The sequence below is a fragment of the Arthrobacter sp. ZBG10 genome, assembly GCF_001238605.1.
Lineage (GTDB): Bacteria > Actinomycetota > Actinomycetes > Actinomycetales > Micrococcaceae > Arthrobacter.
Genome location: NZ_LFQH01000045.1, coordinates 1 through 23,450 on the forward strand (window position 1 = coordinate 1; position 23,450 = coordinate 23,450).

The window sequence follows — 23,450 nt, forward strand, 5'->3', positions numbered from 1 at the left end:
AGTTCTCAAACAACAGACACGTTCGAATATTCCCGAAACAATTCATATGAATGAATTCTTATTCCGTATTTCTTCGCCGTGATGTTTCAAGCTTATTTCATTCATATTCGCTTTGCAAATCCGGTTGTTTTCCCGGAATTCACTCTGTTTCCATGAATCCGCCCAGCAGAAAATCGAAGCAACTTTTCGGTCCAGGCACTGCCTGGCTAAGAATTGCTTCTTATCAATGTTGGGGGTTTGTCACCACTCAGCGGCGGCGACTCAGAAAACAATACACGCCCCCCAACAGCCGTGCAAGTCGGCTGGTGAGGGGCGTGCTGTGGTGTTTTCGGGGGCGTGGAACCCTAGGCGGGATCCACCTGCACCGTGGCGAGGTTCTTTTTTCCCCGCCGAAGGAGCAGGTACTTGCCGTGCAGCAGCTGCGAGCCGGCGACAACAGCATCCGGGTCTGTCATTTTCTGGTTGTTCACATAGGCGCCGCCCTCCCCCACCGTGCGGCGGGCGGCCGATTTGCTCTCGGAAAGACCCGACGCCACCAAAAGATCCACAATGCCCAAAGCGTCTGCCGGCACCGTGGCGGAAGGAAGTTCGGCGGTGGCGGCAGAAAGGGTCACCTCATCGAGGACAGTAAGGTCGCCGTTGCCGAACAAAGCGGCGGACGCTGCGATGACCTTTTCGGTCGCATCCACACCGTGAACCAGCGACGTTACTTCGAAGGCAAGCCGGCGCTGGCCTTCCCGGGCAAACGGACGCTCGGCAACAGCGGTGGCCACGTCGTCGATCTCTGCCCGGGTCAGGAAGGTGAACACCTTGAGCCGGTCAACGACGTCAGCATCTGCGGTATTAAGCCAGAACTGGTAGAAGGCGTACGGGCTGCACATCGCGGCATCGAGCCAGATGGCGTTGCCCTCGCTCTTGCCGAACTTGGTGCCATCGGAATTGGTGATCAACGGCGTACCCAGGGCGTGGACGCTCTTGCCCTCCACCTTGCGGATCAGCTCCGTGCCGCTGGTCAGGTTGCCCCATTGGTCCGAGCCTCCGGTCTGCAGGACGCAGCCGTGGTCGCGGTACAGCTGGAGGTAGTCCATACCCTGCAGGATCTGGTAGCTGAACTCGGTGTAGCTGATGCCCTCATCGGAACTCAGCCGGGAGGCCACCGCGTCCTTGCGCAGCATGGTGCCTACACGGAAGTGCTTGCCCACCTCACGCAGGAAGTCGATGGCGCTCAGCGGAGCCGTCCAGTCAAGGTTGTTGACCATCCGGGCGGCGTTGTCCCCCTCGAAGCTTAGGAAACGGCGGACCTGGCCCTGCAGGTAGCCCACCCATTCCACCACGGTGTCCTTGGTATTCAGGGTCCGTTCAGCCGTGGGACGGGGATCACCGATCAGGCCCGTGGACCCGCCAACCAGGCCCAGCGGCCGGTGGCCGGCCAGCTGGAGCCGCCGCATCACCAGCAGCTGCACCAGGTTGCCCAGGTGAAGCGAGGGAGCCGTGGGATCAAAGCCGCAATAGTACGTGACCGGCCCACCGGCGAGGAGCTTCTCCAGCTCTGCTTCATCGGTGGAGACGTGGACCAGGCCACGCCATTTCAGCTCCTGCCATACGTTGGCAAAAGTGGGATCGTTCTGTTGCAGTTCGAGGCTGTTGATTTCTGGCACGCCTTCTAAGTTAGCAGGAGTGCGGCGCCGCCAGGCGGCGGCACCGCCGGGAGCAGGCCCTCAGCCTGCGATGCCTGCCGGTACGGGCTGGGCCGCTATCAGGCGCAGCCGCTGGGTGGCCCGGGTCATGGCCACGTACAGGTCGCCCACCTTGCCGTGCTCGTGGTTGAGCATCATGGCCGGTTCCAGCACCACCACGCCGTCGAATTCCAGGCCCTTGGCCTCGCGGGGGCTGATGACCACAATGTCCTGCTCGTAGCTCCCAGCACCGTTGCCCACCCGCCGGCCGTACGCAGTGCGGAGGGCGCGGATGGCTGCGGGCAGGAGGTCGCCGTCGGCAATCACGGCGATCAGGCCGCCGTCGAGCGCTTCCAGCTCTGCCGGCAGGACCTCCACCAGGCGGTCCACCACTGAGCCCGCCGGGACCTCGTCAATGACAGGTGACCAGCGGCCCTCACGGACCGCCTTGGGCGCCGAAACCACCAGCCCGGCAGCGTTGGCCATCCGGACTGCTGCCTCGGCAATCTGGGACGGCGTCCGGTAGTTGACCGTCAGCTCCTCAAGCTGCCAGCGGTCACCGAACATGGGAGCCAGGGCACCCTGCCAGGAATTGGCGCCGGCCACGGAACTGGTCTGGGCAATGTCGCCCACGATCGTGAACGACTTCAGCGGGCAGCGCCGCACCAGCAGCCGCCACTGCATGGGCGAAAGCTCCTGGGCCTCGTCCACCACAATGTGCCCGAAGGCCCAGCTGCGGTCGCTGGTGGCGCGCTCGGCCGCCGTGAGCCGGTCCTCGCGCTCCTGGTTCTGGTCCGCGAGCTCCTCTGCAGTCATCAGCACATCAACACCCATGTGCTCCATGTTTTCCAGCGTTTGCTTGGCGTTGGCCAGGTCGCGGGCCCTGTCGTGCTCCTGCTGCGCAAGGCCGCGGCCGTCGGTGGCGTCCAGATCCCCCAGCAATTCCGCGGCTTCATCAAGCAGCGGGACGTCGGGTTCCGTCCAGGGCGCGTCCGCCGGGCGCAGCAGGGACGCCCGCTCAGCCTTGGTGAGGTGCGGGGTGCAGAATTCGAGGATGGCCGGCTTGCTGAACAGCTCGGAAACCAGTTTCTCCGGCGTTATGGGCATCCAGCACAGGTTGAGGGCGATCCGCACGTCGCGGGCGCTGCGGACGTCCTCGGCAAGGTAGCCCCGGTCCGCGTTGTTGCCGATGTTCCCGGCTTCAACAAGGTCGGTCAGCTGTTCGGTCAGCTCACGGAGCAGGATCTTGACGAAGCTGGCGCGTGCCTCGTTGTGCGGTTTCCCGGTGGCCCGGGCACGCTCCCGCGCACGCCGGACCTGGCGGACCGTCAGCGTCAGCTTGCGGCCGTCCACTTCCAGGATCCGGTCCCCGGCCGGGACCCGCTGGCGGTTGGCGACGGCGTTGGCCACAATGGCGGCCATGTCCAGGCGGCCCTTGATGGCGGCGACGCCGGCGTCCTGTTCGGGTACGGCATGGATGCCGGGCATCAGCCGGCCCAGGCTTGCCATCACCACACCGGTCTCGCCGAGGGAGGGCAGCACGCGTTCGATGTACTTCATGAATGACGACGACGGCCCCACCAGCAGGACGCCTGCAGTCTTGAGCCGGTCCCGGTGGGTGTAGAGGAGATAGGCGGCACGGTGCAGCGCCACGGCGGTTTTGCCGGTGCCGGGGCCGCCCTGCACCACCAGGGCACCTGAGATCGAGGACCGGATGATGCGGTCCTGCTCCGACTGGATGGTGCTGACGATATCCGACATCCGGCCGGTGCGCTTGGAGTTCAACGCCGCCAGGAGGGCGCCTTCGCCCTGCAGCGATTCATCGTCCGCCAGCATGCCGGCGTCCAGGACGTCGTCTTCAATGGCCTTGACTTCGCGGCCCTGCAGGATCAGGTGGCGGCGGCGGCGAACGCCCTGCCGGTCGAAAGCTGTGGCCTGATAAAAGTGCCCGGCCTCGGGCGCGCGCCAGTCCACCATCAACCGCTGCAGGTCCTCGGTGGTGAGGCCGATCCGGCCGATGTACTGTTCCTCGCCGGAGTCCAGATCCAGCCGGCCAAAGACCAACCGGTCATCCACTGCATCCAGCTGCGCGAGCCGGTCCTCATACAGGGCGGCAAAAGCGTCCCGTTCCGAAACGTTCTGCATGGTGCCTACGGCTCCGGCGCGCCGGACCTGGGCAAGCTGCCGGCGCTTCTCGTCGCGCAGCTCCTCCAGCCGGGCGTAGAGGCCGGCAACATAATCCCGTTCGTGGGCCAAATCGGCGTCGAGCATTAACGTTCCCCTATCGCGGAATACAGACCGTCCATTCTACAACCATTTCCGTTAACGCTTGTGAAACATGGTGGTCTCAGGTTGCGGCGTCCGGGGCCGGGCCGGCTTGTACGTGGACACGGTCCGGTCCCCGGTCAGCCAGAACCGCCACGGGTATTCCCCCGACCCGCCGGGACCGGCCACCCCCACCCGCGGCCCGGAGCTGACAGGTCCGGCAGGGTGCGGCGGCAGTTCCAGCGTGAACGGCTCCGCCAAAGCGTCCCGGCCGCTGTCCGCAGTGCTCAGTCCCATGGCTTTGGCCAGCCGGGCCGGTCCCCGCGCCAGGTCCGCCGGTGACTTGGACGTGGGCCGCCGCTGCCGGGCAAGGTCCCCGCCCGCCACCACCTCCCCGGCACGCAGCAGCAGCGCGGACGCCGTGCCAACCGGCCCGCAGACGATGTTGGCGCAGTGGTGCATCCCGTAGGTGAAGTAGACGTAAAGGTGCCCGGGCGGCCCGAACATCGGCGCATTGCGCTGCGTGGACCCGCGGTAGGTGTGGGACCCGGGGTCGGGATGAAGTGAATCCCCCGGCCCCAGGTAGGCCTCCACCTCGGTGAGCCGGACAGCCACCAGGCCGTCCCGCGTCCGGTGCGTCAGCACGGCACCCAGGAGCATCGGGGCCAGGTCCAGGGCGTTGCCGGCCAGCAATTCCCGCAGGGGCGGCCCGGACGGGGGCTGTGGCGTGGTCATTTTTCGACTCTACCTACTCCGGGAAGTGGCCAGGGGTACGCACGGCCGTGTCCGATTTCCGCTAGAAGCAGTCCCGCCGGGCTGGCAGGATGGAGGCATGGACTTCTGGCAGCGCTACCGGGCGATCGACGCCCGGGACACCCGGTTCGACGGGCAGTTCTATACTGCCGTCCGCACCACGGGCATCTACTGCCGCCCGTCCTGCCCTGCCCGGACCCCCAAGGCCGCCAATGTCACCTTCTATGAGACTTCGGCCGCGGCGCACGACGCCGGCTACCGGGCCTGCAAGCGCTGCCTCCCGGAGGCGGTCCCCGGGACCCCCGCCTGGAACATCCGACAGGACGTCGCCGGCCGCGCCATGCGGCTGATCAATGACGGGGTCATTAACCGCGACGGCGTCCAGGGCCTGGCTGCCCGGCTGGGCTACTCCTCCCGGCAGCTGAACAGGATCCTCAGCCAGGAGCTCGGCGCCGGTCCCCTCTCGCTGGCCCGAGCCGGCAGGGCGCAGACGGCCCGGACGCTGCTGGTGTCCACGGCCATGAAGCTCGCGGACATCGCTTTCGCTGCCGGTTTCAGCAGTGTCCGCCAGTTCAACGAAACCATGGTGGAAGTCTTCGACATGACCCCCACTGCGCTGCGGCTCAAGGGCCGTCCGGCGAAGGCCGGGGGCGGCACCACGGCCCTCAGCCTGGCTTTGCCGTACCGCCAGCCGTTCGATCCGGGCATCTTCACGTTCCTTGCCGTGCGTGCCGTCCCCGGCATCGAAGCGGGCACCGCCACGTCCTACGCACGGACGCTGCGGCTGCCGCACGGCGACGCGCGCTTCGCGGTGGAGTACGACGGCGGCACGCCCGGCCGGCCCCTGACCCTCACCATCGGCGCGGTGGACCTGCGGGACCTGCCGGCACTCCTGAGCCGGGTCCGCAGGCTCTTTGACCTGGACGCCGACCCGCAGGCCATCGATGCTGCCCTGGCGGCGGATCCCCGGCTCGCCGCCGCCGTCGCCGGGACACCCGGGATGCGGATGCCCGGGGCGCTGGACCCGCAGGAGCTGCTGGTCCGGGCCATGATCGGCCAGCAGATCACCGTGGCCGCTGCCCGGACGGCACTTTCGCAACTAGCTGCTGCAGGCAGCCACAGCAGCGCTCCGGCGGACGGCCTGGACCGGCTGTTCCCCACCCCAGCGCAGATCGCGGCTTCCGGGCACCTGCTCCGCGGCCCGAAGCGGCGCACGGAATCCCTCCTAAACGCCGCAGCGGCCATGGCGGACGGCCGGCTGGAGATCGGCTACGGCCATAACGTCCCCGGCCTCACGGCCGAACTGCTGCCGCTGCCGGGCGTGGGACCCTGGACGGTGGGCTACGTGGCGATGCGGGTGCTCGGTGCCCCGGACGTTTTCCTCGCCAATGACGCCGCCGTCCGGAACGGCATCAAGGCCCTGGCCGCGGGCACAGACGCCGGTTCGCCGGACTTCCGCGAAGTCAGTCCCTGGCGTTCCTACGCCACCATGCACCTCTGGGCCGCTGCCGCCCGTCCCCCCGGCATCGGACGTACTCCACGCACCCGCCGTTCCCCGGCCCCAACCTCCGCGAAAGTGACGCCATGAAAGCCCAACTGCTGACCATGACCACCCCCGATGGCCCCTTCACCATCATCGCCCGGGACGGGGCGGTGCTCTCGTCCGGCTGGACAGCGGACCCGGCTGACTTGACCGGCCAGATCCACGCGTCCCTGCGGCCGGACGGCCTGGAAACAGTCAGCAGCCTGGCCGGCATCTCCCCGGCCGTTGACGCGTTCTACAGCGGAGACCCGGAACCTGCAATGGCCGTGCCGGTGCTGCAGCAGTCCGGCCCGTTCCGGGCGCATGCCTGGGACGTCCTGCGCCTTGTGGCACCGGGGCAGCCCGTGACGTACAGCGAATACGCGGCGCTGGCCGGAAACCCCAAGGCTGTCCGGGCCGCGGCCAGCGCCTGCGCCTTCAACGCCGCGGCATTGTTTGTTCCCTGCCACCGGGTGATCCGGACGGACGGCACCCTGGGCGGGTTCCGCTGGGGCCTGCCGGTGAAGGAACGGCTGCTGGCGCGCGAAGCGGCATAGGCGAACCGCCGGCGCAGGTCCCGTGGCGCGACGGCTTAGTCGAGCGGGATACCGTCCTCCCCGAACCGATGCCGCAGGTGCCGGCGGTTGTGCCGGGCCTGCCAGAATTCGATCTCAACGGGCCGGAGGGCGTAGAGCTGCCAGTCCGGGTTGCTGCTGCCATCAGCCTGCGGCCGGGCGTCCCAGTCCGAGGCCGATGCGGCGGCGGAGAGCTCCACCACGGGACCGGCCACCCGCACCTGCCGGCCCTGCGAATGCCAATAGAAGTTCATGGCCGCCACCGGCGATCCCGCGAGTTCCCGGCCCTTGCGGGAGGTGCGGGACGTGGCGAACTGCCAGCCGGCGTCGTCAATGTCCTTCAGGATCAGCATCCGTGCCGACGGCTGCCCGCCGCCGGCCACCGTCGCCATGCTGAAGGCGTGCGGCTGCGGTTCACCGGCGGCGAGGGCCTGGTCCAGCCAGAGCCGGAACAGCGCGGCAGGGTCCGCCGGCGCGGTGTCCGGGTCGAAATCGGGAACTTCCGCGGGGAAGTCGGGCAGCGCGCGGAGGAACTGCCGGAAGGTTTGGGTCATGGCGCCATGCTAGCGGGGCTGCCCCGCAGGTTAACGCAGAACGCCCCTCCCGCCTGTCGGATCAACAGGCGGGAGGGGCGTGCGGGAGCTAGCCGGCGTAGGCGCGGACGGCTTCCAGTTCGGCTTCCAGCGCGGTGAGCTGGCGTTCGACGGCGGCCGGTGCCGTGCCACCCTGGGAGTTGCGGCTGTTGAGCGAGCCCTCCGTGGACAGTACCGTGCGGACCTCCGGCGTGAGGTGCGCGGAGATGTCCGCGTATTCCTCGTCTGTCAGGTCCCACAGTTCAACGCCGCGGGATTCGGCCTGCTTGACGGCGGCGCCGGAAAGCTCGTGCGCTTCCCGGAACGGCACGCCCTGCCGGACCAGCCATTCGGCGATGTCGGTGGCCAGGGCAAAGCCCTGCGGTGCCAGCGACGCCATCCGCTCGGTGTTGAACGTCAGGGTGGCGATCATGCCGGAAACGGCCGGAAGCAGCAGCTCCAGGGTGTCGGCGGCATCGAAGACCGGCTCCTTGTCCTCCTGCAGGTCGCGGTTGTACGCCAGCGGCAGTCCCTTGAGGGTGGCCAGGAGCCCGGTCAGGTTGCCGATCAGGCGCCCTGCCTTGCCGCGTGCCAGCTCGGCCACGTCCGGGTTCTTCTTCTGCGGCATGATGGAGGACCCCGTGGAATAGGAATCGTGCAGTGTGACGAAGGAGAATTCCTTGGTGGCCCAGAAGATGACTTCCTCGGAGATCCGGGACAGGTCAACACCGATCATGGCCGTGACCCACGCGAACTCGGCGAAAACGTCGCGGGACGCGGTGCCGTCGATCGAGTTGTGCGTGGCGGAGAAGAAGCCCAGGTCCGCGGCCACCGCTTCCGGGTCCAGGCCCAGCGAGGACCCCGCCAGGGCGCCGGAACCGTACGGCGAAACGCCGGCCCGCTTATCCCAGTCCTGGAGCCGCTGCACATCACGCAGCAGCGCCCAGGCGTGGGCCAGCAGGTGATGGCTCAGCAGCACCGGCTGGGCGTGCTGCAGGTGGGTGCGGCCCGGCATGGCCACACCGTGGTGCGCCTTGGCCTGCCCGACGAGGGAGTCCACGGTGGCCAGCACGCCGCGGGCGATGATCCGGGCGTGGTCGCGCAGGAACATCCGGCCCAGGGTTGCCACCTGGTCGTTGCGGGACCGGCCGGCGCGGAGCTTGCCGCCCAGCTGGGTGCCGGCGCGTTCGATCAGGCCGCGTTCCAGCGATCCATGCACGTCCTCGTCGGAGTCGGCGGGCAGGTAGGCGCCGGACGCCACGTCCTCATCCAGGCGGGTGAGGGCGGCCAGCATGCCGTCGAGTTCGGCGTCGTCCAGCAGTCCGGCCTTGTGCAGCACGCGGGCGTGCGCCTTGGACCCGGCAATGTCGTAGCGGGCCAGCCGCCAGTCAAAATGCGTGGACTTGCTCAGCGCCGCGAGGGCGTCCGCGGGGCCGCCGGCGAACCGGCCGCCCCACAGCGCACCTGTATTGGTCCCCGAGCGCACCCCGGATTTGTGCTCAGCCACGGGGGGCTACTTTCCTGCGACGCGGATGTCGCGGCCCGAGGCCACCTTGGCGGACATGCCCCACAGCTCGATGAAGCCCTTGGCCTGCGACTGGTCGAAGGTGTCGCCGGTGTCGTAGGTGGCCAGGTCGAAGTCGTACAGGGACGTGTCGGAGCGGCGGCCGTTGACGATTGCCTGGCCGCCGTGCAGGGTCATGCGGATGTCGCCGGTGACGTACTTCTGGGTGTCTTCGATGAAGGCGTCGAGGGAACGCTTCAGCGGGGAGAACCACTGTCCGTCGTAGACCAGCTCGGCCCAGCGCTGGCCAACGGTGGCCTTGAAGCGGGCCTGCTCGCGCTCGACGGTGATGTCCTCGAGGTGCTTGTGCGCGGTGATCAGCGCCATGGCGCCGGGGGCCTCGTAGATTTCGCGGGACTTGATGCCCACGAGGCGGTCCTCGACAACGTCGATCCGGCCCACGCCCTGGGCGCCGGCCCGGCGGTTCAGTTCCTTGATGGCCTGCAGCGGGGTGACCCGGACGCCGTCGATCGCCACCGGCACGCCGGCTTCGAAGGAGATGGTGACTTCATCCGGGGCCGGCGGGAACTCCGGGGTGGCGGTGTAGTCGTAGATGTCCTTGGTGGGGGCGTTCCAGATGTCCTCAAGGTAGCCGGTTTCGACGGCACGGCCCCAGACGTTCTGGTCGATCGAGTACGGGTTCTTTTTGGTGGTCTCGATGGGCAGGCCCTTTTCCTCGGCGAAGGCGATGGCCTTGTCGCGGGTGAGGGCGAGGTCGCGGACGGGTGCGATGCACTTCAGGTCCGGCCCAAGGGTCTGGATGCCGACTTCGAAGCGGACCTGGTCGTTGCCCTTGCCGGTGCAGCCGTGGGCCACGGTGGTGGCGCCGAATTCGCGGGCGGCCTTGACCAGGTGCTTCACGATCACCGGGCGGGAGATGGCCGAGACCAGCGGGTAGTGGCCCTGGTAGAGGGCGTTGGCCTTCAGCGTGGGCATGCAGTACTCGTTGGCGAACTCGTCCGACGCGTCGGCCACGTAGGCTTCGACGGCGCCGCAGCCCAGGGCGCGCTGGCGGATGGTCTCCAGCGACTCGCCGCCCTGTCCAACGTCAACGGCCACGGCGATGACCTCGGCGCCGGTGGCTTCACCGATCCAGCCGATGGCTACTGAGGTGTCCAGGCCGCCGGAGTAGGCCAGCACAATGCGTTCAGTCACTTAAATGCTCCTTGAATTGAGGGTTTGGTTGGTGTTGTTGCCATCAAGCTTATTGCCCGGCTTCCTCGGCCAGTTGCAGGAAGCGCGCGGCGAGGTCGGGTCCGCCCAGGGGGTCCCGGGAGACCAGCAGGACGGTGTCGTCACCGGCGATGGTGCCCAGGATGGACGGCATCACCGAATGGTCGATTGCGAGGGCCAGGAAGTTCGCCGCGCCGGGCGGGGTACGCAGGACGGCGATGTTGGCCGAGGCTTCCGCCGTGACGAGCAGTTCGCTGCAGAGCCGGGCCAGCCGGGCGTCCAGGATTTCCTGGCTCACCCCGCTTTTGGCGGCCCGTTCCCCGCCTTCACCCGGGACGGCGTAAACCAGCACGCCTTCCTGGCCGCGGACCCGGACGGCACCAAGTTCCACCAGGTCCCGGGACAGGGTGGCCTGGGTGACCTGGACGCCGTCGTCCGCCAGCAGCGCCGCAAGCTCCGCCTGGGAGCGCACGGACTGGCCCGTGAGCAGGGCCGTGATCCGGGCCTGGCGGGCCGTTTTGGTGGCCGGGCTGGAGGCGGGCCCGGCTGACGGGACGGTCACTGGCTGCCAGCCGCCACGGGCTCAAGGCCAGCCACCACTGCCAGGCCGGACCGGTGCAGCAGCCAGGCCATCAGGGCCTTCTGGGCGTGCAGCCGGTTCTCGGCCTCGTCCCAGACGATGGACTGCGGACCGTCGATGACGCCGGCGGAGATCTCGTAGCCGCGATAAGCGGGAAGGCAATGCAGCACCACGGCGTCGTCCGCGGCGAGGGACATGGCCGCCTCGTCCACGGAGTACTTCCGGAACAGCTGCATCCTGGCTTCCTTTTCCGCTTCCTGGCCCATGGAGACCCAGGTGTCGGTGGCCACCACGTCCGCGCCGGTGAGGGCTTCGGTGGCATCGGTGGTGACCAGGACGGAGCCGCCTGTCAGGGCAGCCCGCTCCTCTGCGGCGGCCACGATCTCCGCGGTGGGAAGGTAGCCTTCGGGACCGGCGATCCGGACGTGCATGCCGGCGGTGACCCCGGCCAGCAGGTAGGAGTTGGCCATGTTGTTGGCGGAATCGCCGAGGTAGGCCATGGTGAGGCCCTGCAGCGGGCCCTTGTGCTCCTTGACGGTCAGCAGGTCCGCCAGGAGCTGGCACGGGTGGTAGTCATCGCACAGAGCGTTGATAACGGGCACCTTCGAGTTTTCCGCCATGGCCACGAGTCCGGCGTGCGCCCCGGTCCGCCACACGATGGTGGAGACCATACGCTCCAGGACCTTGGCGGTGTCCGCCACGGATTCCTTGTGCCCGATCTGTGCCTCGCCGGGGTTGATGATCAGGGCGTTGCCGCCCATGTCGGCGATGCCGGTGGCGAACGAGACCCGGGTGCGGGTGGAGGTCTTGTCGAAGATCACCGCTACCGTTTTGCGGCCGTTGCCTTCCGCGGCGAACGGCTGGACGCTGTACGGCGCGGCTTTCATGCGGACTGCAAGGTCCAGGACCTCCGCCTGCTCAGCTGGGCTGAGGTCGGTGTCCTTGAGGAAGTGCCGGGTTGGGGTTGCTGTCACTGGGCGTCCTTAGCAGTCTGGAGGATGGCCGGGAAGGCGGCGAGGAAGGTCTCTGCCTGGGCGGTGGTCAGGACCAGCGGGGGTGCCAGGCGGATGGTGTGCGGGCCGGGGGCGTTAACGATGAACCCCGCGTCCAGGCCGGCCTGGACCACTGCCGGTGCCACGTCGGCGTCGAGGTCGAAGCCGATCAGCAGTCCCCTGCCGCGTACGCCGGTCACGCCGGGAACGGCGGCCAGGCCGGCGCGCAGGTGTTCCCCCACGGTGTTGACGTTGGCCAGGACGTGCTGGTTTTCGATGGCGTGCAGTGTTGCCAGGGCAGCGGCCGTTGCCACCGGGTTGCCGCCGAAGGTGGTGCCGTGTTGGCCGGCGGACAGCAGGGCGGACGGCTTCTCCCCCATGGTCAGCAGCGCGCCGATGGGGAACCCGCCGCCCAGGCCCTTGGCCAGGGTGATGGCGTCCGGAACGATTCCGGCGTCCTCGCTGGCCAGCCATGTGCCGGTCCGGCCTACACCGGTCTGGACCTCGTCGAGGATCAGCAGCGCGCCGGCGTCAGTGGTGAGCCGGCGGGCGGCCTGCAGGTATTCGGCGCTGAGCGGCCGGACTCCGGCTTCACCCTGGATGGGTTCCAGGAACACGGCCGCAGTGGAATGGTCGACGGCGGCACGCAGGGCTTCGAGGTCGCCGAAGGGGATGTGCACCACGCCGCCGGGCAGCGGTTCGAAGGGTGCCCGGTACGCTTCCTTGGCTGTGAGGGCCAGGGCGCCCATGGTGCGGCCGTGGAAGGCGCCCTCCAGCGCAACGACCTTGGTCCGTGGTGCGTCCGCTGTGCCGGTGTTGCGGCGGGCCAGCTTGAAGGCGGCCTCCACGGCTTCGGTGCCGGAATTGGCGAAAAAGACCTTGGAGCCGGCCGGTGCCTTGGCCAGGGCCAGCAGCTTCTCGGCCAGCGCGATCTGGGTGGGGCTGGTGAAGAAGTTGGAGACGTGGCCCAGGGTGGCCAGCTGGCTGGCGATCACGGAGGTCACGAACGGGTGGGCGTGGCCCAGCGCGTTGACGGCGATGCCGCCCAGGAGGTCAAGGTATTCCTTGCCGTCGGCGTCCCAGACCAGGCAGCCGGCGCCGCGCACCAGGACCCGTTGCGGGGTGCCGAAGACACCCATCAGGGAACTTGAGTAGCGGGACAGCCACTCGGCGCCGCTGCCCATTCCGGTCATCACGGATGCTTTGGCGTCAGGCCCGGCCGGACCCACGTCAACAGTGTCGTTCATGCGCTCACTTCCTGGTCGGGAACCACCTGGGTGCCGATGCCGGCGGTGGTGAAGGTTTCAAGGAGCATGGAGTGCGGCAGGCGGCCATCAACGATATGCGCCCGTTCCACCCCGCCGTCCACTGCCTTGAGGCAGGCTTCCATTTTGGGGATCATCCCCGACTCCAGCGTGGGCAGGAGGTCCCGGAGGTCCGAGGCCTTCAGCGAGGAGATGAGCGAGGACTTGTCCGGCCAGTTGGCGTACAGGCCCTCGACGTCGGTGAGGATGACCAGCTTGGAGGCGCCCAGGGCTTCGGCGAGGGCAGCCGCGGCGGTGTCGGCGTTGACGTTGAGCACCTGGCCGGTGGTCTGGACCCGGCTGTCGGCAGGATCGGCGCCGGCTTCGATTTCGGGGGCAACGGTGGAGATCACCGGGATGCGGCCGGCGGCGAGGATGTCGAGGATGCCTTCCGGGTTCACCCCCACTACTTCGCCCACCAGGCCCAGGTCCACGTCTTCGCCGTCAACCACGGTTCCGGTCCTGACGGCGCGGAGCAGGCCGCCGTCTTCCCCGGACATGCCCACCGCGTACGGACCGTGGGAGTTGATGAGTCCCACCAGCTCCCGGCCCACCTGGCCGGTCAGGACCATGCGGACCACGTCCATGGCCTCCGGCGTGGTGACGCGCAGTCCGCCCTTGAACTCGGATTCAATGCCCAGGCGCGCCAGCATGGAGTTGATCTGCGGGCCGCCGCCGTGGACCACCACGGGGTGGATGCCCACGTGGTGCAGGAACACCACGTCCTCGGCGAAGGCACGCCGGAGCTCGTCGTTGACCATGGCGTTGCCGCCGTACTTGATCACCATGGTGGTCCCGGCGAAACGCTGGATCCAGGGCAGGGCTTCAATCAGCGTGCCGGCTTTGCTTTGCGCGTCCAGCATCGAGGTGTTTTCGCGGGTTTCGGTGTTCATGCGTGCCTCCGGGCGTGGGTCAGCTTGAGTAGGCGCTGTTTTCGTGCACGTAGTCGTGGGTGAGGTCGTTGGTCCAGACCGTGGCTTCGGCCGTGCCGGCCTGCAGGTCGATCTCCACCAGGACCTCGCGGGGCTCCAGGTCCACCAGCGCGCGGTCATCGCCAATGCTGCCGTTGCGGCAGATCCGGATGCCGTTCATGCTGACGTTCAGGGCGTCCGGGTCGAAGACGGCGTCGGTGGTTCCCACAGCGGAGAGCACGCGGCCCCAGTTGGGGTCCTTGCCGAAGATGGCGGCTTTGAACAGGTTGGACCGTGCCACGGAGCGGCTGACGGTTTCGGCGTCCGCTTCGCTGGCGGCGTTGTAGGTGCGGATGGCGATATCGTGGCTGGCGCCCTCGGCGTCACCGATCAGCTTGCGGGCCAGCTCGGCGCAGACCTGGGTGAGTCCGGCCGCGAAGGCCTCCGCGTCCGGCACCGCACCGGAGGCGCCGGAAGCCAGCAGGACCACGGTGTCATTGGTGGACATGCAGCCGTCAGAGTCTGCCCGGTCGAAGGTGACACGGGTGGCGTCGCGGAGGACGGTGTCCAGCATGTCCGCGTCCACAGCGGCGTCGGTGGTGAGCACCACCAGCATCGTGGCCAGGCCGGGCGCCAGCATGCCGGCGCCCTTGGCGATGCCGCCGATGCTGAACTCCTGCCCGTCCGCGTCGCTGCCGATGAAGAGGGCGGACTTCGGGACCGAGTCGGTGGTCATGATGGCGGTCCCGGCGTCCGGGCCGCCGTCGGGGCTCAGCGCAGCGGCTGCGGCCTCGACACCGGGCAGGATCTTGTCCATGGGGAGTTGCTCGCCGATCAGGCCGGTGGAGCAGACAAACACGTCGGTGGCGGAAATGCCCAGCACGTCAGCAACCTTTTCGGCGGTGCTGTGGGTGTTCTGGAAGCCGGTGGGCCCGGTGCAGGCATTGGCTCCGCCGGAGTTCAGGACCACGGCGTCCACCCGGCCGTCGGAGACAACCTGCCGGGACCAGTGCACGGGAGCGGCCGCAACGCGGTTGCTGGTGAACACGGCGGCAGCGGCCTTGGAAGGGCCGTCGTTGACCACCAGGGCGAGGTCCGGGTTTCCTGATGCCTTGAGTCCGGCGGTGACGCCGGCGGCGCGGAATCCCTGGGGTGCGGTGATGGTCACGGTGCTACTCCCTGCAGGTTGAGGCCGGCCGTTTCCGGCAGGCCAAGTGCGATGTTCATGGATTGGACGGCACCGCCGGCGGTGCCTTTGGTGAGGTTGTCGATCACGCACGTGATGATCACCCGGTTGGCGTGGGCATCAAAAGCGAGCTGCATGGCCACGTGGTTGGAGCCAACCACCGATTTAGTGGCCGGCCATTGGCCCTCGGGAAGCAGGTGGACGAAGGGCTCATCGTCATAGGCATCCGCCCAGGCCTGGCGCAGCTGGTCGGCGCTGACACCGGGCTTGACCTTTGCCGTGGCGGTGGTGAGGATCCCCCGGCTCATGGGTGCCAGGGTGGGCGTGAAGGAAACGGTCACGGGGCTGCCCGCAGCGAGGCCCAGGCCCTGTTCGATTTCGGGGGTGTGCCGGTGCCCGCCGCCCACGCCGTAGGGGCTCATGGAGCCCATCACTTCGGAGCCGATCAGGTTGACCTTGGCGGCTTTCCCGGCACCCGAGGTTCCGGAGGCGGAAACGATCACAACGTCATCGTGCTCCAGCAGGTGCGCCGCGAAGCCCGGCGTCAACGCCAGGAGCGCGGAGGTGGGGTAGCAGCCGGGCACGGCAATCCGTTTGGCCCCCTTGAGGGCCTCGCGCTGGCCCGGCAGTTCGGGGAGCCCGTAAGGCCAGGTTCCGGCGTGCGGTGAGCCGTAGAACTTTTCCCACACGGCAGGATCGGCGAGGCGGTGGTCGGCGCCGGCGTCGATCACCACCGTGCCCTCCGGCAGCTGCGCGGCAATCTCCGCGGAGGCGCCATGTGGCAGGGCGAGGAACACCACGTCGTGGCCGGAGAGGTTAGCGACGGTGGTGTCCTCGAGGATGCGGCTGGCCAGCCCGTGCAGGTGCGGCTGCAGCTCACCGAGGCGGGAGCCGGCGTTGCTGTGGGCCGTGATGGCGCCGATGGTGACGTCGGGGTGGCCGGCGAGCAGGCGCAGAACCTCTCCCCCGGCATAGCCGCTGGCTCCGGACACTGCAACAGAAATAGTCATGGCATCGACTATACAGCAATAGTTATGCAATGGACCCGATATTTATGCACCGCCGCCGGAGGGCGGCCCCCTTGCCCCGCCGATGGGGGCAGAACCTAGGATGGAAGCGGCAGCCGGGCCGGAAACGCCGGTCCCGGGGAAAGAGAGCTATGACGCACGCAATCGTCGCACGGCAGGCCGGCGGACCGGAAGTACTGGAGTACCAGGACGTTGAGCGGCCCACGCCGGGCTCCGGACAGCTGCTCATCAAAGTGGGCGCCGCGGGCGTCAATTTCATTGATACCTACAAGCGCAGCGGCGCCTACCAGGTTCCCTATCCCTTCACGCCCGGTTCCGAAGCAGCAGGCACCGTGGAATCTGTGGGCGCCGGAGTCAAGGACTTTACCGCCGGAGACCGGATCGCCACCGCGGAGGGCATCGCGTGCTACGCCGGTTACGCCCTGGTTCCCGAAGAAGCGGCACTGCCCGTTCCCGACGGTGTGGATGACCTGACGGCCGCCGCCCTGCCGCTGCAGGGCATCACCGCCCACTACCTGATGAACTCGACGTTCAAGGTGGCCGCCGGCCACACGGTCCTGCTCCATGCCGGCGCGGGCGGGGTTGGCCTGCTGCTGATCCAGCTGCTCAAGGCCCGCGGCGCCAGGGTCATCACCACTGTCTCCAGCGACGCGAAGGCGGAACTGGCAGCCGGCGCCGGGGCTGACCATGTGCTCCGGTACGACGGATTCGCGGACAAAGTCCGGGACATCACCGGGGGCACCGGCGCGGACGTGGTGTACGACGGCGTGGGCAAGGATACGTTCGATGGCTCACTGGCGGCGCTGCGCATCCGCGGCACCCTGGTCCTTTTTGGGGCCGCATCAGGGCCGGTGCCCGCGGTTGACCCGCAGCGCCTTAACGCCGGCGGCTCCCTGTTCCTGACCCGGCCCACCATGGCGCACTACCTGCAGGACGCCGCCGAGCGGCGCTGGCGTTCGGGCGAGGTCTTCGCGGCAGCCGCCGACGGCAGCCTGAAAGTCCGGATCGGCGCACAGTACAGCCTCGCCGACGCGGCACAGGCACACCGCGACCTCGAGGGCCGCCGGACCACCGGCAAGGTCCTCCTGGTGCCCTAGGCACGTCCCGGGATGGAACAGCGGACACACAGACGTTCCGGGAGCGGGACGTAAACCGCCGTCACGGACACCTTCCGTTCATCTGGCGCAGGCACAATGCCCGGGTGACTTCGCAGCATGCCCCTTCGGGGAACATCCTTTCCGGCCCGGCAACCTCCGCTGCGGCGCCTTTGGCGCCACCGGAGGGGCCGGCTCCGGGGGTGCCCGGCCAGCCCGGACCCGCGGATGCTGCGCCCGGAACTTTGCCCGGCGGGGACCTGGTCCACGCCCCGCAGCTGCCCGGCCTCCCGGCAACCCCGCCGGTCCGCACCCTGATCGACATCCTCCAGGACACGGCGGCCCGCTACCCCGACGCTTCCGCGCTAGACGACGGCCGGCAGTCCCTCAGTTACGCCCAGCTTCTGGTGGAAGTCCGGGCTGCGGCGCTGCAGCTGCACCAGGCGGGGGTGGGCGCCGGGGACCGGATCGGGGTGCGGATCCCCTCCGGCACCAACGAGCTTTACATCGCCATCCTCGCGGTGCTGCTGGTGGGCGCCGCCTACGTGCCCGTGGACGCTGACGATCCCGACGAACGGGCCCGCCTGGTGTTCGGTGAAGCCAAGGTGGCGGGGGTGCTGGGTACGGGCGGAGTCCTGTCCGGCACCGGACGCACCGGGCCTTTTGCCGGTGCGCGGCCGCCGGGCCCGGACGACGACGCCTGGATCATTTTTACGTCCGGCTCAACCGGTACGCCCAAGGGGGTGGCCGTCCAACACCGGTCGGCCGCCGCGTTTGTGGACGCCGAAGCCCGGATTTTCCTGACCGGGGAGCCGTTGGGGCCACAGGACCGGGTCCTGGCCGGGCTGTCGGTGGCCTTTGACGCTTCCTGCGAGGAGATGTGGCTGGCCTGGCGCCACGGTGCAGCCCTGGTGCCCGCCCCGCGGGCCCTGGTGCGCACCGGAATGGACCTTGGCCCGTGGCTGATCAGCCACGGCATCACGGCAGTCTCCACAGTCCCCACGCTGGCGGCGCTGTGGCCCGCGGAATCGCTGGAGAGCGTCCGGTTGCTGATTTTCGGCGGCGAAGCCTGCCCGCCGGAACTCGCCGAACGCCTGGCCGTGGATGGCCGCGAAGTCTGGAACACCTACGGCCCCACGGAAGCGACAGTGGTTGCCTGCGCTGCCCCGCTGGGCGGCCCCGGGCCGGTCCGGATCGGGCTGCCGCTGGACGGCTGGGACCTGGCAGTGGTGGACGCCGATGGGGTGCCCGTTGCCGAAGGGGAAGTCGGTGAGCTGATCATCGGCGGCGTAGGCCTGGCCCGCTACCTCGACCCCGCCAAGGACGCCGAGAAGTACGCCCCCATGCCCAGCCTCGGCTGGAAACGCGCCTACCGCTCCGGCGACCTGGTCAAGTACGAGCAGGCCGGCCTGATCTTCCAGGGCCGCGCGGACGAACAGGTCAAGCTGGGCGGCCGCAGGATCGAACTCGGCGAGATCGATGCCGCCCTCCAGTCGTTGCCGCACGTGGGCGGCGCCGCGGCGGCCGTCCGCACCACGGCGGCAGGGAACCAGATCCTGGTGGGATACCTGGCCCCCGCTTCCGGACAGGACATCGACCTGGCTGCAGCCCGTGCGCTGCTCGGCACCAGCCTGCCGGCGGCCCTGGTTCCCCTGCTGACCGTGGTCCCCTCGCTGCCCACCAAAACCAGCGGAAAGGTGGACCGCCACGCGCTGCCCTGGCCGCTGGCCGGCGCCGGTGCCGCGGCAGCCGATGCCGCCCCATTGAACCTGCCGGACGACGCCGCCTGGATCGTGGAGCAGTGGAGCGCCGTGCTGGGCAGCCCGGTCACGTCCCTCGACGCTGACTTCTTTGCTTACGGCGGCGGCTCGCTGTCCGCCGCGCAACTGGTCTCGGCCCTGCGCCGGCGCTACCCCACCATCACCGTTGCGGACATCTACGCCACGCCCCGCATCGGAGCACTGGTGGAAGTGGCCCGGCAGTCCAACCCGGGCGGTGCGGCCGGGCCGGCCAGGGAACGGCCCGTCCGGCCCACGGCCCGGAAATCGCAGATCTTCCAGACCTTGATGGGCGTCCCGCTGCACATCCTGGTGGGCATGCGGTGGCTGACCTACGTGATGGCCGCCAACAACGTGCTCGCGGCGGTGGCAGGTTTCTCGGCAGCGCCCACCGTTTCCTGGTGGTGGGTGGCCGCCGCCTGGCTGCTCTTCGTCAGCCCGGCCGGCCGCATGCTGATGTCGGTGGCCGCAGCCCGGTTCCTGTTGCGCGGTGTCGGGCCGGGGACGTATCCACGCTCGGGCCGGGTTCATCTCCGGCTGTGGCTGGCCGAGCAGATCCAGGACCTTTCCGGCGCCATCAGCCTGGCCAGCGCGCCGTGGGTGCCCTACTACGCCAGGGCCCTTGGCGCGAAGATCGGCCGGGACGTCCAGCTCCATTCGCTGCCGCCGGTAACGGGCCTGCTGACGCTGGGACCGGGGGCCAACGTGGAACCGGAAGTGGACCTGTCCGGCTGGTGGATCGACGGCGACAGCGTCCATATCGGCGCCGTCCGGATCGGTGCAGGCGCCACGGTGGGAGCCCGGAGCACGCTGATGCCCGGCGCCTCGATCGGTGCCGGGGCGCAGGTGGAGGCCGGGTCCGCGGTGCTGGGGAAGGTCAAGGCCGGCCAGCTGGTGGCCGGCTCCCCCGCAGTGCGCCGCGGCAAAGCCCGGCACTCCTTCCCGGACGCCCCGGCGCAGGGCAGGTTCCTGGCCAGGCTGTGGTTTGCCGGGTTTGCCTCGGCCTCGGCGGCCCTGGCCCTGCTGCCCATCGTGGCGGCCGGTGCCGCACTCGCGGTGGCGTACCCGTTCATCCAGGGCAGCTCCTCGCTTTCTGCCGCGATTCCCGGCTTGGCCCTGGCGCTGGCACCGGCAGCGCTGGCCTGGTTCCTCACCAACGCCCTGCTGATCCTGGCCGCCACGAGGCTGCTGGGCATCGGGCTGGTCGAGGGCCACCACCGGGTGCGCAGCCGGGTTGGCTGGCAGGTGTGGGCCACCGAACGAGTCCTGGACCTGGCCCGGGACCTGCTGTTCCCCATCTACGCCAGCCTGTTCACCCCGGTGTGGCTGCGCCTCCTGGGCGCCAAAATCGGCAAAAACGTCGAAGCCTCCACTGTCCTGCTGATCCCCAAGATGACCACCGTGGGCGAAGGCGCGTTCCTGGCCGACGACACCATGGTGGCGTCCTACGAACTGGACGGCGGCTGGCTCCGTGTGGCCCCGGCCAAGATCGGCAAGCGCTCGTTCCTGGGCAACTCCGGTATGACGGCCGCGGGCCGGAACGTGCCCAAGAACTCGCTGGTGGCCGTCCTGTCCGCCACGCCGGCCAAGGCGAAGTCCGGCACCTCATGGCTGGGCAGCCCGCCCGTCCGGCTGCGGCGTACCGCGATTGCCTCCGACGACGCCCGCACCTTCCAGCCGCCGTTCCGGCTCAAAGTGGCCAGGACCCTCTGGGAACTGGGCCGGTTTGTTCCCGTGATGCTCACCGTTGGCATCGCCGTGGCAGTGATGCTCGCCTTCGATTGGCTGGCCGGTACCTTCAACTACGCCGTGGCCGCCCTGCTCAGCGGCGTGGTGATGATCCTGGCCGGGGCCGCGGCCGCCGCGGCTTCCGTGCTGGCCAAATGGATCCTGGTGGGCAGGATCCGGGCCGGCGAACATCCGCTGTGGAGTTCCTTCATCTGGCGGAACGAAGTGGTGGACACGTTCATCGAGATGGTCAGCGCCCCCTGGTTCGCCCGCGCAGCCACCGGCACCCCGGCCCTGGTCTGGTGGCTCCGGAGCCTCGGCGCCAGGATCGGCACCGGCACCTGGTGCGAGAGCTACTGGCTGCCGGAAGCGGACCTGGTAACCCTGGGCCGCAACGCAACAGTCAACCGCGGCTGCGTGGTCCAGACCCACCTTTTCCACGACCGGGTGATGAGCCTGGACGCTGTTACGCTCGAAGACGGTGCCACCATGGGACCGCACGGGGTCATCCTGCCACAGGCCAGCATCGGCGCCGGCGGTACCGTAGGCCCGGCATCCCTGGTGATGCGCGGCGAATCGGTGCCTGCCGCCACGTACTGGATGGGCAACCCGGTCAGTCCGTGGACCGGCCCCGCCGCCCCGCCTGCCTGACACAAACCTAAGGTCGTTCATGAGTCCCACAGCACCACCCGCCGGCAGCCCGATCGGCCTGCCGGGCGGCGGCGCGCCCGACCCCTACCTGCCCGGTGCAGGTACCAGCGCATACCGGGTGGAGCACTACGACCTGTTCCTCGACTACAAAGTGGCCAGCAACCGCCTCAGCGGCAGGGCGGTGCTGCGCGGCGTGGCCCAGGAACCGGCGTCGGCCATTGTCCTTGACCTGACCGGGCTGCGCGCCACCAAAGTCCAGCTGGACGGCCGGAAGGCAGCCCGCTTCAGCCAGCGCGCCGAGCAGCTGGTGGTCTCAACACCGGTACCCCTGGAACCCGGGCAGCCGTTCACGCTTGAAGTCCGGTACGAAGGCAATCCGGCGCCGCGCCGGGGCTTCTGGGGCGAGGTGGGCTGGGAGGAGCTTTCCGACGGGGTCCTGGTGGCCGGCCAGCCCAACGGCGCGCCGTCCTGGTTCCCCTGCAACGACCACCCGCGCGACAAGGCCAGCTACCGGTTCACTGTCACCACGGACGCGAACTACCGGGCCGTATGCAACGGCACCCTGCAGGGCCACACCACCCGATCCAGCCGCGAGACCTGGACCTATGACCAGGCCGAACCCATGGCCACGTATCTCGCCACCGTGCAGATCGGCCGGTACCAGCTGCTGGAGCTCGACGCCGGCCGCCACCCCGGCCAGGTCACCCAGCTGGTGGCCGTTCCCCCGGCCCTCGCCGTCCAGGCCCGCCTTGGCCTGGCCCACCAGCCGGCCATGATGCGCACGTTCATCAACTGCTTTGGGCCCTATCCCTTCCCTGCCTACACGGTGGTGGTCGCGGAGGACGTGTTGGAGATCCCGCTGGAGGCGCAGGGCATGTCCATCCTGGGCCCCAACCACCTTGAGCTGGACTGGGAGGCGCAGCGCCTGGTCGCCCATGAGCTCTCCCACCAATGGTTCGGCAATTCGTTGACCGCCGCTTCCTGGCAGGACATCTGGCTGCATGAGGGCTTTGCCTGCTACGCCGAATGGATCTGGTCCGAGGAGGCCGGCGTGATGGGTGTGGCGGACCGGGCGGCTGCTGCCTGGCGCCGGCTCAACGCCGATGCCCAGGACCTGCTGGTGGGCGATCCCGGCCCGGAACACATGTTTGATGACCGGGTGTATAAGCGCGGCGCCCTGGCCCTGCACGCGGTCCGGGTGGCCTGCGGCGACCTGGCCTTTTTTGCGCTGCTGCAGGAATGGGCCACGGCGCACCGCCACGGATCGGTGGCCACCGCCGACTTCATCCTGGCCGTGGACCGGGCCACGGGGCTTGATTCGGAGGCGTTGCTCCACCCGTGGCTCTACGAGGAAGCCCTGCCGCCACTGCCCGGGAGCTGAGGGCTCAGGCCTGCTGTTCCAGTGCCGGGTCTCCAGCCAGCTCCGGCAGCGTCCCGTCGGAACGGGCGACGGCGGCCGCCAGGTGGGCGGGCAGCCCGCTCCGGGCGGGGGCCAAGTCAGCCAGGCCCGGCAGGGCGGTGACGTCCAGTCCGGCCGGGGACGTCCGCAGCCCCTCGCCGGTCATTTTCAACCAGGCTTCCTTGCGCGCCCAGAGCCGGGCCTGGGCGGCCAGCAACATGTCCCCGTGGAGCGGCGCCACCGCCCGCTGCTCGGCTGCCGTCAGGGCCACGCCGGCAAAGCCCGCAAAACCGGTCCGGGCCGGGTCCTCCACATCAACGCCGAGCAAAAAACCCGGCGCCGGATCCGTCACGGCGGCCAGCAGGGTCCAGCCCGCCGCCCGGGAAAGGCTGAGGACCAGGGGCGCCGGAACACCGGCCAGGGTGTAGCCGGGCCTGCCGTGGCCGGCGTCCGGGCCGCAGCGCGGGCAGCGATAGCTGGCGGTGAGGTCGCCGGCCGGCACTCCCAGGAGCTCCGCCGCGAACCGGCGCTGGGCCAGCCGGCCGGCCACGAACACAGCCCGCACCGCCGGTGCCATGGCCGCGGCGCGGGCCAGCTCTGACGTGTCCAGCTCCGCGCCGGCTATTGGGGCCTGCGGCGGCAGCAAAAAGGGCGGGATGGCACGCACCACAAACCTCGAGGCCATGCATCCCGCCCTTC

The 23,450-nt window shown here is 69.0% G+C and carries 18 protein-coding genes; 5 read left to right on the top strand and 13 right to left on the bottom strand.

All coding sequences use genetic code 11. The annotated features are described in order from the left end of the window. Positions 1–344 precede the first annotated feature (344 nt). The 3 genes from tyrS to ACU18_RS11350 are packed head-to-tail and all read right to left on the bottom strand — an operon-like array spanning position 345 to position 4,676. Positions 345–1,658 (bottom strand): tyrosine--tRNA ligase, encoded by a 1,314-nt coding sequence (gene tyrS / locus ACU18_RS11340; RefSeq protein WP_050685667.1) that lies wholly within the window; start codon positions 1,656–1,658, stop codon positions 345–347. A 60-nt stretch (positions 1,659–1,718) separates the two neighbouring features. After that, positions 1,719–3,947, bottom strand: a complete 2,229-nt coding sequence (locus ACU18_RS11345; RefSeq protein ID WP_050685668.1) for a HelD family protein — start codon at positions 3,945–3,947, stop codon at positions 1,719–1,721. Positions 3,948–3,998: 51 nt separating this feature from the next. After that, positions 3,999–4,676: a DNA-3-methyladenine glycosylase gene (locus ACU18_RS11350; protein ID WP_050685669.1), complete on the bottom strand. Its 678-nt coding sequence runs from the start codon at positions 4,674–4,676 to the stop codon at positions 3,999–4,001. Between the two features lie 97 nt (positions 4,677–4,773). Here ACU18_RS11350 and ACU18_RS11355 point away from each other — a divergent pair, with 97 nt between their 5' ends. After that, positions 4,774–6,282, top strand: coding sequence for a DNA-3-methyladenine glycosylase 2 family protein (locus ACU18_RS11355; RefSeq protein WP_050685670.1), 1,509 nt, complete (start codon positions 4,774–4,776; stop codon positions 6,280–6,282). After that, positions 6,279–6,773, top strand: a complete 495-nt coding sequence (locus ACU18_RS11360) for a methylated-DNA--[protein]-cysteine S-methyltransferase (protein WP_050685671.1) — start codon at positions 6,279–6,281, stop codon at positions 6,771–6,773. Before ACU18_RS11355 ends, ACU18_RS11360 begins: the two co-directional genes overlap by 4 nt. A gap of 35 nt (positions 6,774–6,808) precedes the next feature. Here ACU18_RS11360 and ACU18_RS11365 read toward each other — a convergent pair whose 3' ends face one another. From ACU18_RS11365 to argC, 9 genes are all read right to left on the bottom strand, one after another. Beyond that, a complete protein-coding gene (locus ACU18_RS11365; protein WP_050685672.1) occupies positions 6,809–7,345 on the bottom strand; it encodes a pyridoxine/pyridoxamine 5'-phosphate oxidase in 537 nt (178 codons plus the stop codon). 88 nt (positions 7,346–7,433) lie between these two features. After that, a complete protein-coding gene (gene argH / locus ACU18_RS11370; RefSeq protein WP_050685673.1) occupies positions 7,434–8,870 on the bottom strand; it encodes an argininosuccinate lyase in 1,437 nt (478 codons plus the stop codon). Between the two features lie 6 nt (positions 8,871–8,876). Next, positions 8,877–10,082: an argininosuccinate synthase gene (locus ACU18_RS11375; protein ID WP_050685674.1), complete on the bottom strand. Its 1,206-nt coding sequence runs from the start codon at positions 10,080–10,082 to the stop codon at positions 8,877–8,879. 49 nt (positions 10,083–10,131) lie between these two features. Next, positions 10,132–10,662 carry an arginine repressor gene (locus tag ACU18_RS11380; protein WP_050685675.1) on the bottom strand — a complete coding sequence of 177 codons (531 nt, stop codon included), beginning with the start codon at positions 10,660–10,662 and terminating at the stop codon, positions 10,132–10,134. Then, a complete protein-coding gene (argF, locus tag ACU18_RS11385) occupies positions 10,659–11,654 on the bottom strand; it encodes an ornithine carbamoyltransferase (RefSeq protein WP_050685676.1) in 996 nt (331 codons plus the stop codon). The genes ACU18_RS11380 and argF overlap by 4 nt, the downstream gene beginning before the upstream one ends. Further along, positions 11,651–12,865 (bottom strand): acetylornithine transaminase, encoded by a 1,215-nt coding sequence (locus ACU18_RS11390; protein ID WP_231686066.1) that lies wholly within the window; start codon positions 12,863–12,865, stop codon positions 11,651–11,653. Before ACU18_RS11390 ends, argF begins: the two co-directional genes overlap by 4 nt. 50 nt (positions 12,866–12,915) lie before the next feature. Beyond that, entirely contained in the window at positions 12,916–13,869 is a 954-nt protein-coding gene (argB, locus tag ACU18_RS11395; protein ID WP_050685678.1) for an acetylglutamate kinase, read from the bottom strand. 19 nt (positions 13,870–13,888) lie between these two features. Continuing rightward, the gene (gene argJ / locus ACU18_RS11400; RefSeq protein WP_050685679.1) at positions 13,889–15,055 is read right to left on the bottom strand and encodes a bifunctional glutamate N-acetyltransferase/amino-acid acetyltransferase ArgJ; all 1,167 of its coding nucleotides are present in this window, start codon (positions 15,053–15,055) and stop codon (positions 13,889–13,891) included. Then, positions 15,052–16,083 carry an N-acetyl-gamma-glutamyl-phosphate reductase gene (gene argC / locus ACU18_RS11405; RefSeq protein ID WP_050685680.1) on the bottom strand — a complete coding sequence of 344 codons (1,032 nt, stop codon included), beginning with the start codon at positions 16,081–16,083 and terminating at the stop codon, positions 15,052–15,054. The genes argJ and argC overlap by 4 nt, the downstream gene beginning before the upstream one ends. A 149-nt stretch (positions 16,084–16,232) precedes the next feature. Here argC and ACU18_RS11410 point away from each other — a divergent pair, with 149 nt between their 5' ends. The 3 genes from ACU18_RS11410 (at position 16,233) to ACU18_RS11420 (ending at position 22,733) form a co-directional block, all read left to right on the top strand. After that, entirely contained in the window at positions 16,233–17,198 is a 966-nt protein-coding gene (locus ACU18_RS11410; protein WP_050685681.1) for a quinone oxidoreductase family protein, read from the top strand. 257 nt (positions 17,199–17,455) lie between these two features. Next, entirely contained in the window at positions 17,456–21,352 is a 3,897-nt protein-coding gene (locus tag ACU18_RS11415) for a Pls/PosA family non-ribosomal peptide synthetase (RefSeq protein WP_050685707.1), read from the top strand. Between the two features lie 19 nt (positions 21,353–21,371). Beyond that, positions 21,372–22,733: a M1 family metallopeptidase gene (locus tag ACU18_RS11420; protein WP_050685682.1), complete on the top strand. Its 1,362-nt coding sequence runs from the start codon at positions 21,372–21,374 to the stop codon at positions 22,731–22,733. Between the two features lie 4 nt (positions 22,734–22,737). Here ACU18_RS11420 and ACU18_RS11425 read toward each other — a convergent pair whose 3' ends face one another. Then, the gene (locus tag ACU18_RS11425; RefSeq protein ID WP_050685683.1) at positions 22,738–23,436 is read right to left on the bottom strand and encodes a 4'-phosphopantetheinyl transferase family protein; all 699 of its coding nucleotides are present in this window, start codon (positions 23,434–23,436) and stop codon (positions 22,738–22,740) included. Between the last annotated feature and the right edge of the window lie 14 nt (positions 23,437–23,450).

What these genes read in the sequence shown, in the direction of transcription:
- ACU18_RS11390 (WP_231686066.1), bottom strand. Translation starts at nt 12,865, where the DNA reads ATGACCGGAATGGGCAGCGGCGCCGAGTGGCTGTCCCGCTACTCAAGT.
- argC (WP_050685680.1), bottom strand. Translation starts at nt 16,083, where the DNA reads ATGACTATTTCTGTTGCAGTGTCCGGAGCCAGCGGCTATGCCGGGGGA.
- ACU18_RS11345 (WP_050685668.1), bottom strand. Translation starts at nt 3,947, where the DNA reads ATGCTCGACGCCGATTTGGCCCACGAACGGGATTATGTTGCCGGCCTC.
- ACU18_RS11350 (WP_050685669.1), bottom strand. Translation starts at nt 4,676, where the DNA reads ATGACCACGCCACAGCCCCCGTCCGGGCCGCCCCTGCGGGAATTGCTG.
- ACU18_RS11420 (WP_050685682.1), top strand. Translation starts at nt 21,372, where the DNA reads ATGAGTCCCACAGCACCACCCGCCGGCAGCCCGATCGGCCTGCCGGGC.
- ACU18_RS11360 (WP_050685671.1), top strand. Translation starts at nt 6,279, where the DNA reads ATGAAAGCCCAACTGCTGACCATGACCACCCCCGATGGCCCCTTCACC.
- ACU18_RS11355 (WP_050685670.1), top strand. Translation starts at nt 4,774, where the DNA reads ATGGACTTCTGGCAGCGCTACCGGGCGATCGACGCCCGGGACACCCGG.
- ACU18_RS11410 (WP_050685681.1), top strand. Translation starts at nt 16,233, where the DNA reads ATGACGCACGCAATCGTCGCACGGCAGGCCGGCGGACCGGAAGTACTG.
- ACU18_RS11365 (WP_050685672.1), bottom strand. Translation starts at nt 7,345, where the DNA reads ATGACCCAAACCTTCCGGCAGTTCCTCCGCGCGCTGCCCGACTTCCCC.
- argB (WP_050685678.1), bottom strand. Translation starts at nt 13,869, where the DNA reads ATGAACACCGAAACCCGCGAAAACACCTCGATGCTGGACGCGCAAAGC.
- ACU18_RS11425 (WP_050685683.1), bottom strand. Translation starts at nt 23,436, where the DNA reads ATGGCCTCGAGGTTTGTGGTGCGTGCCATCCCGCCCTTTTTGCTGCCG.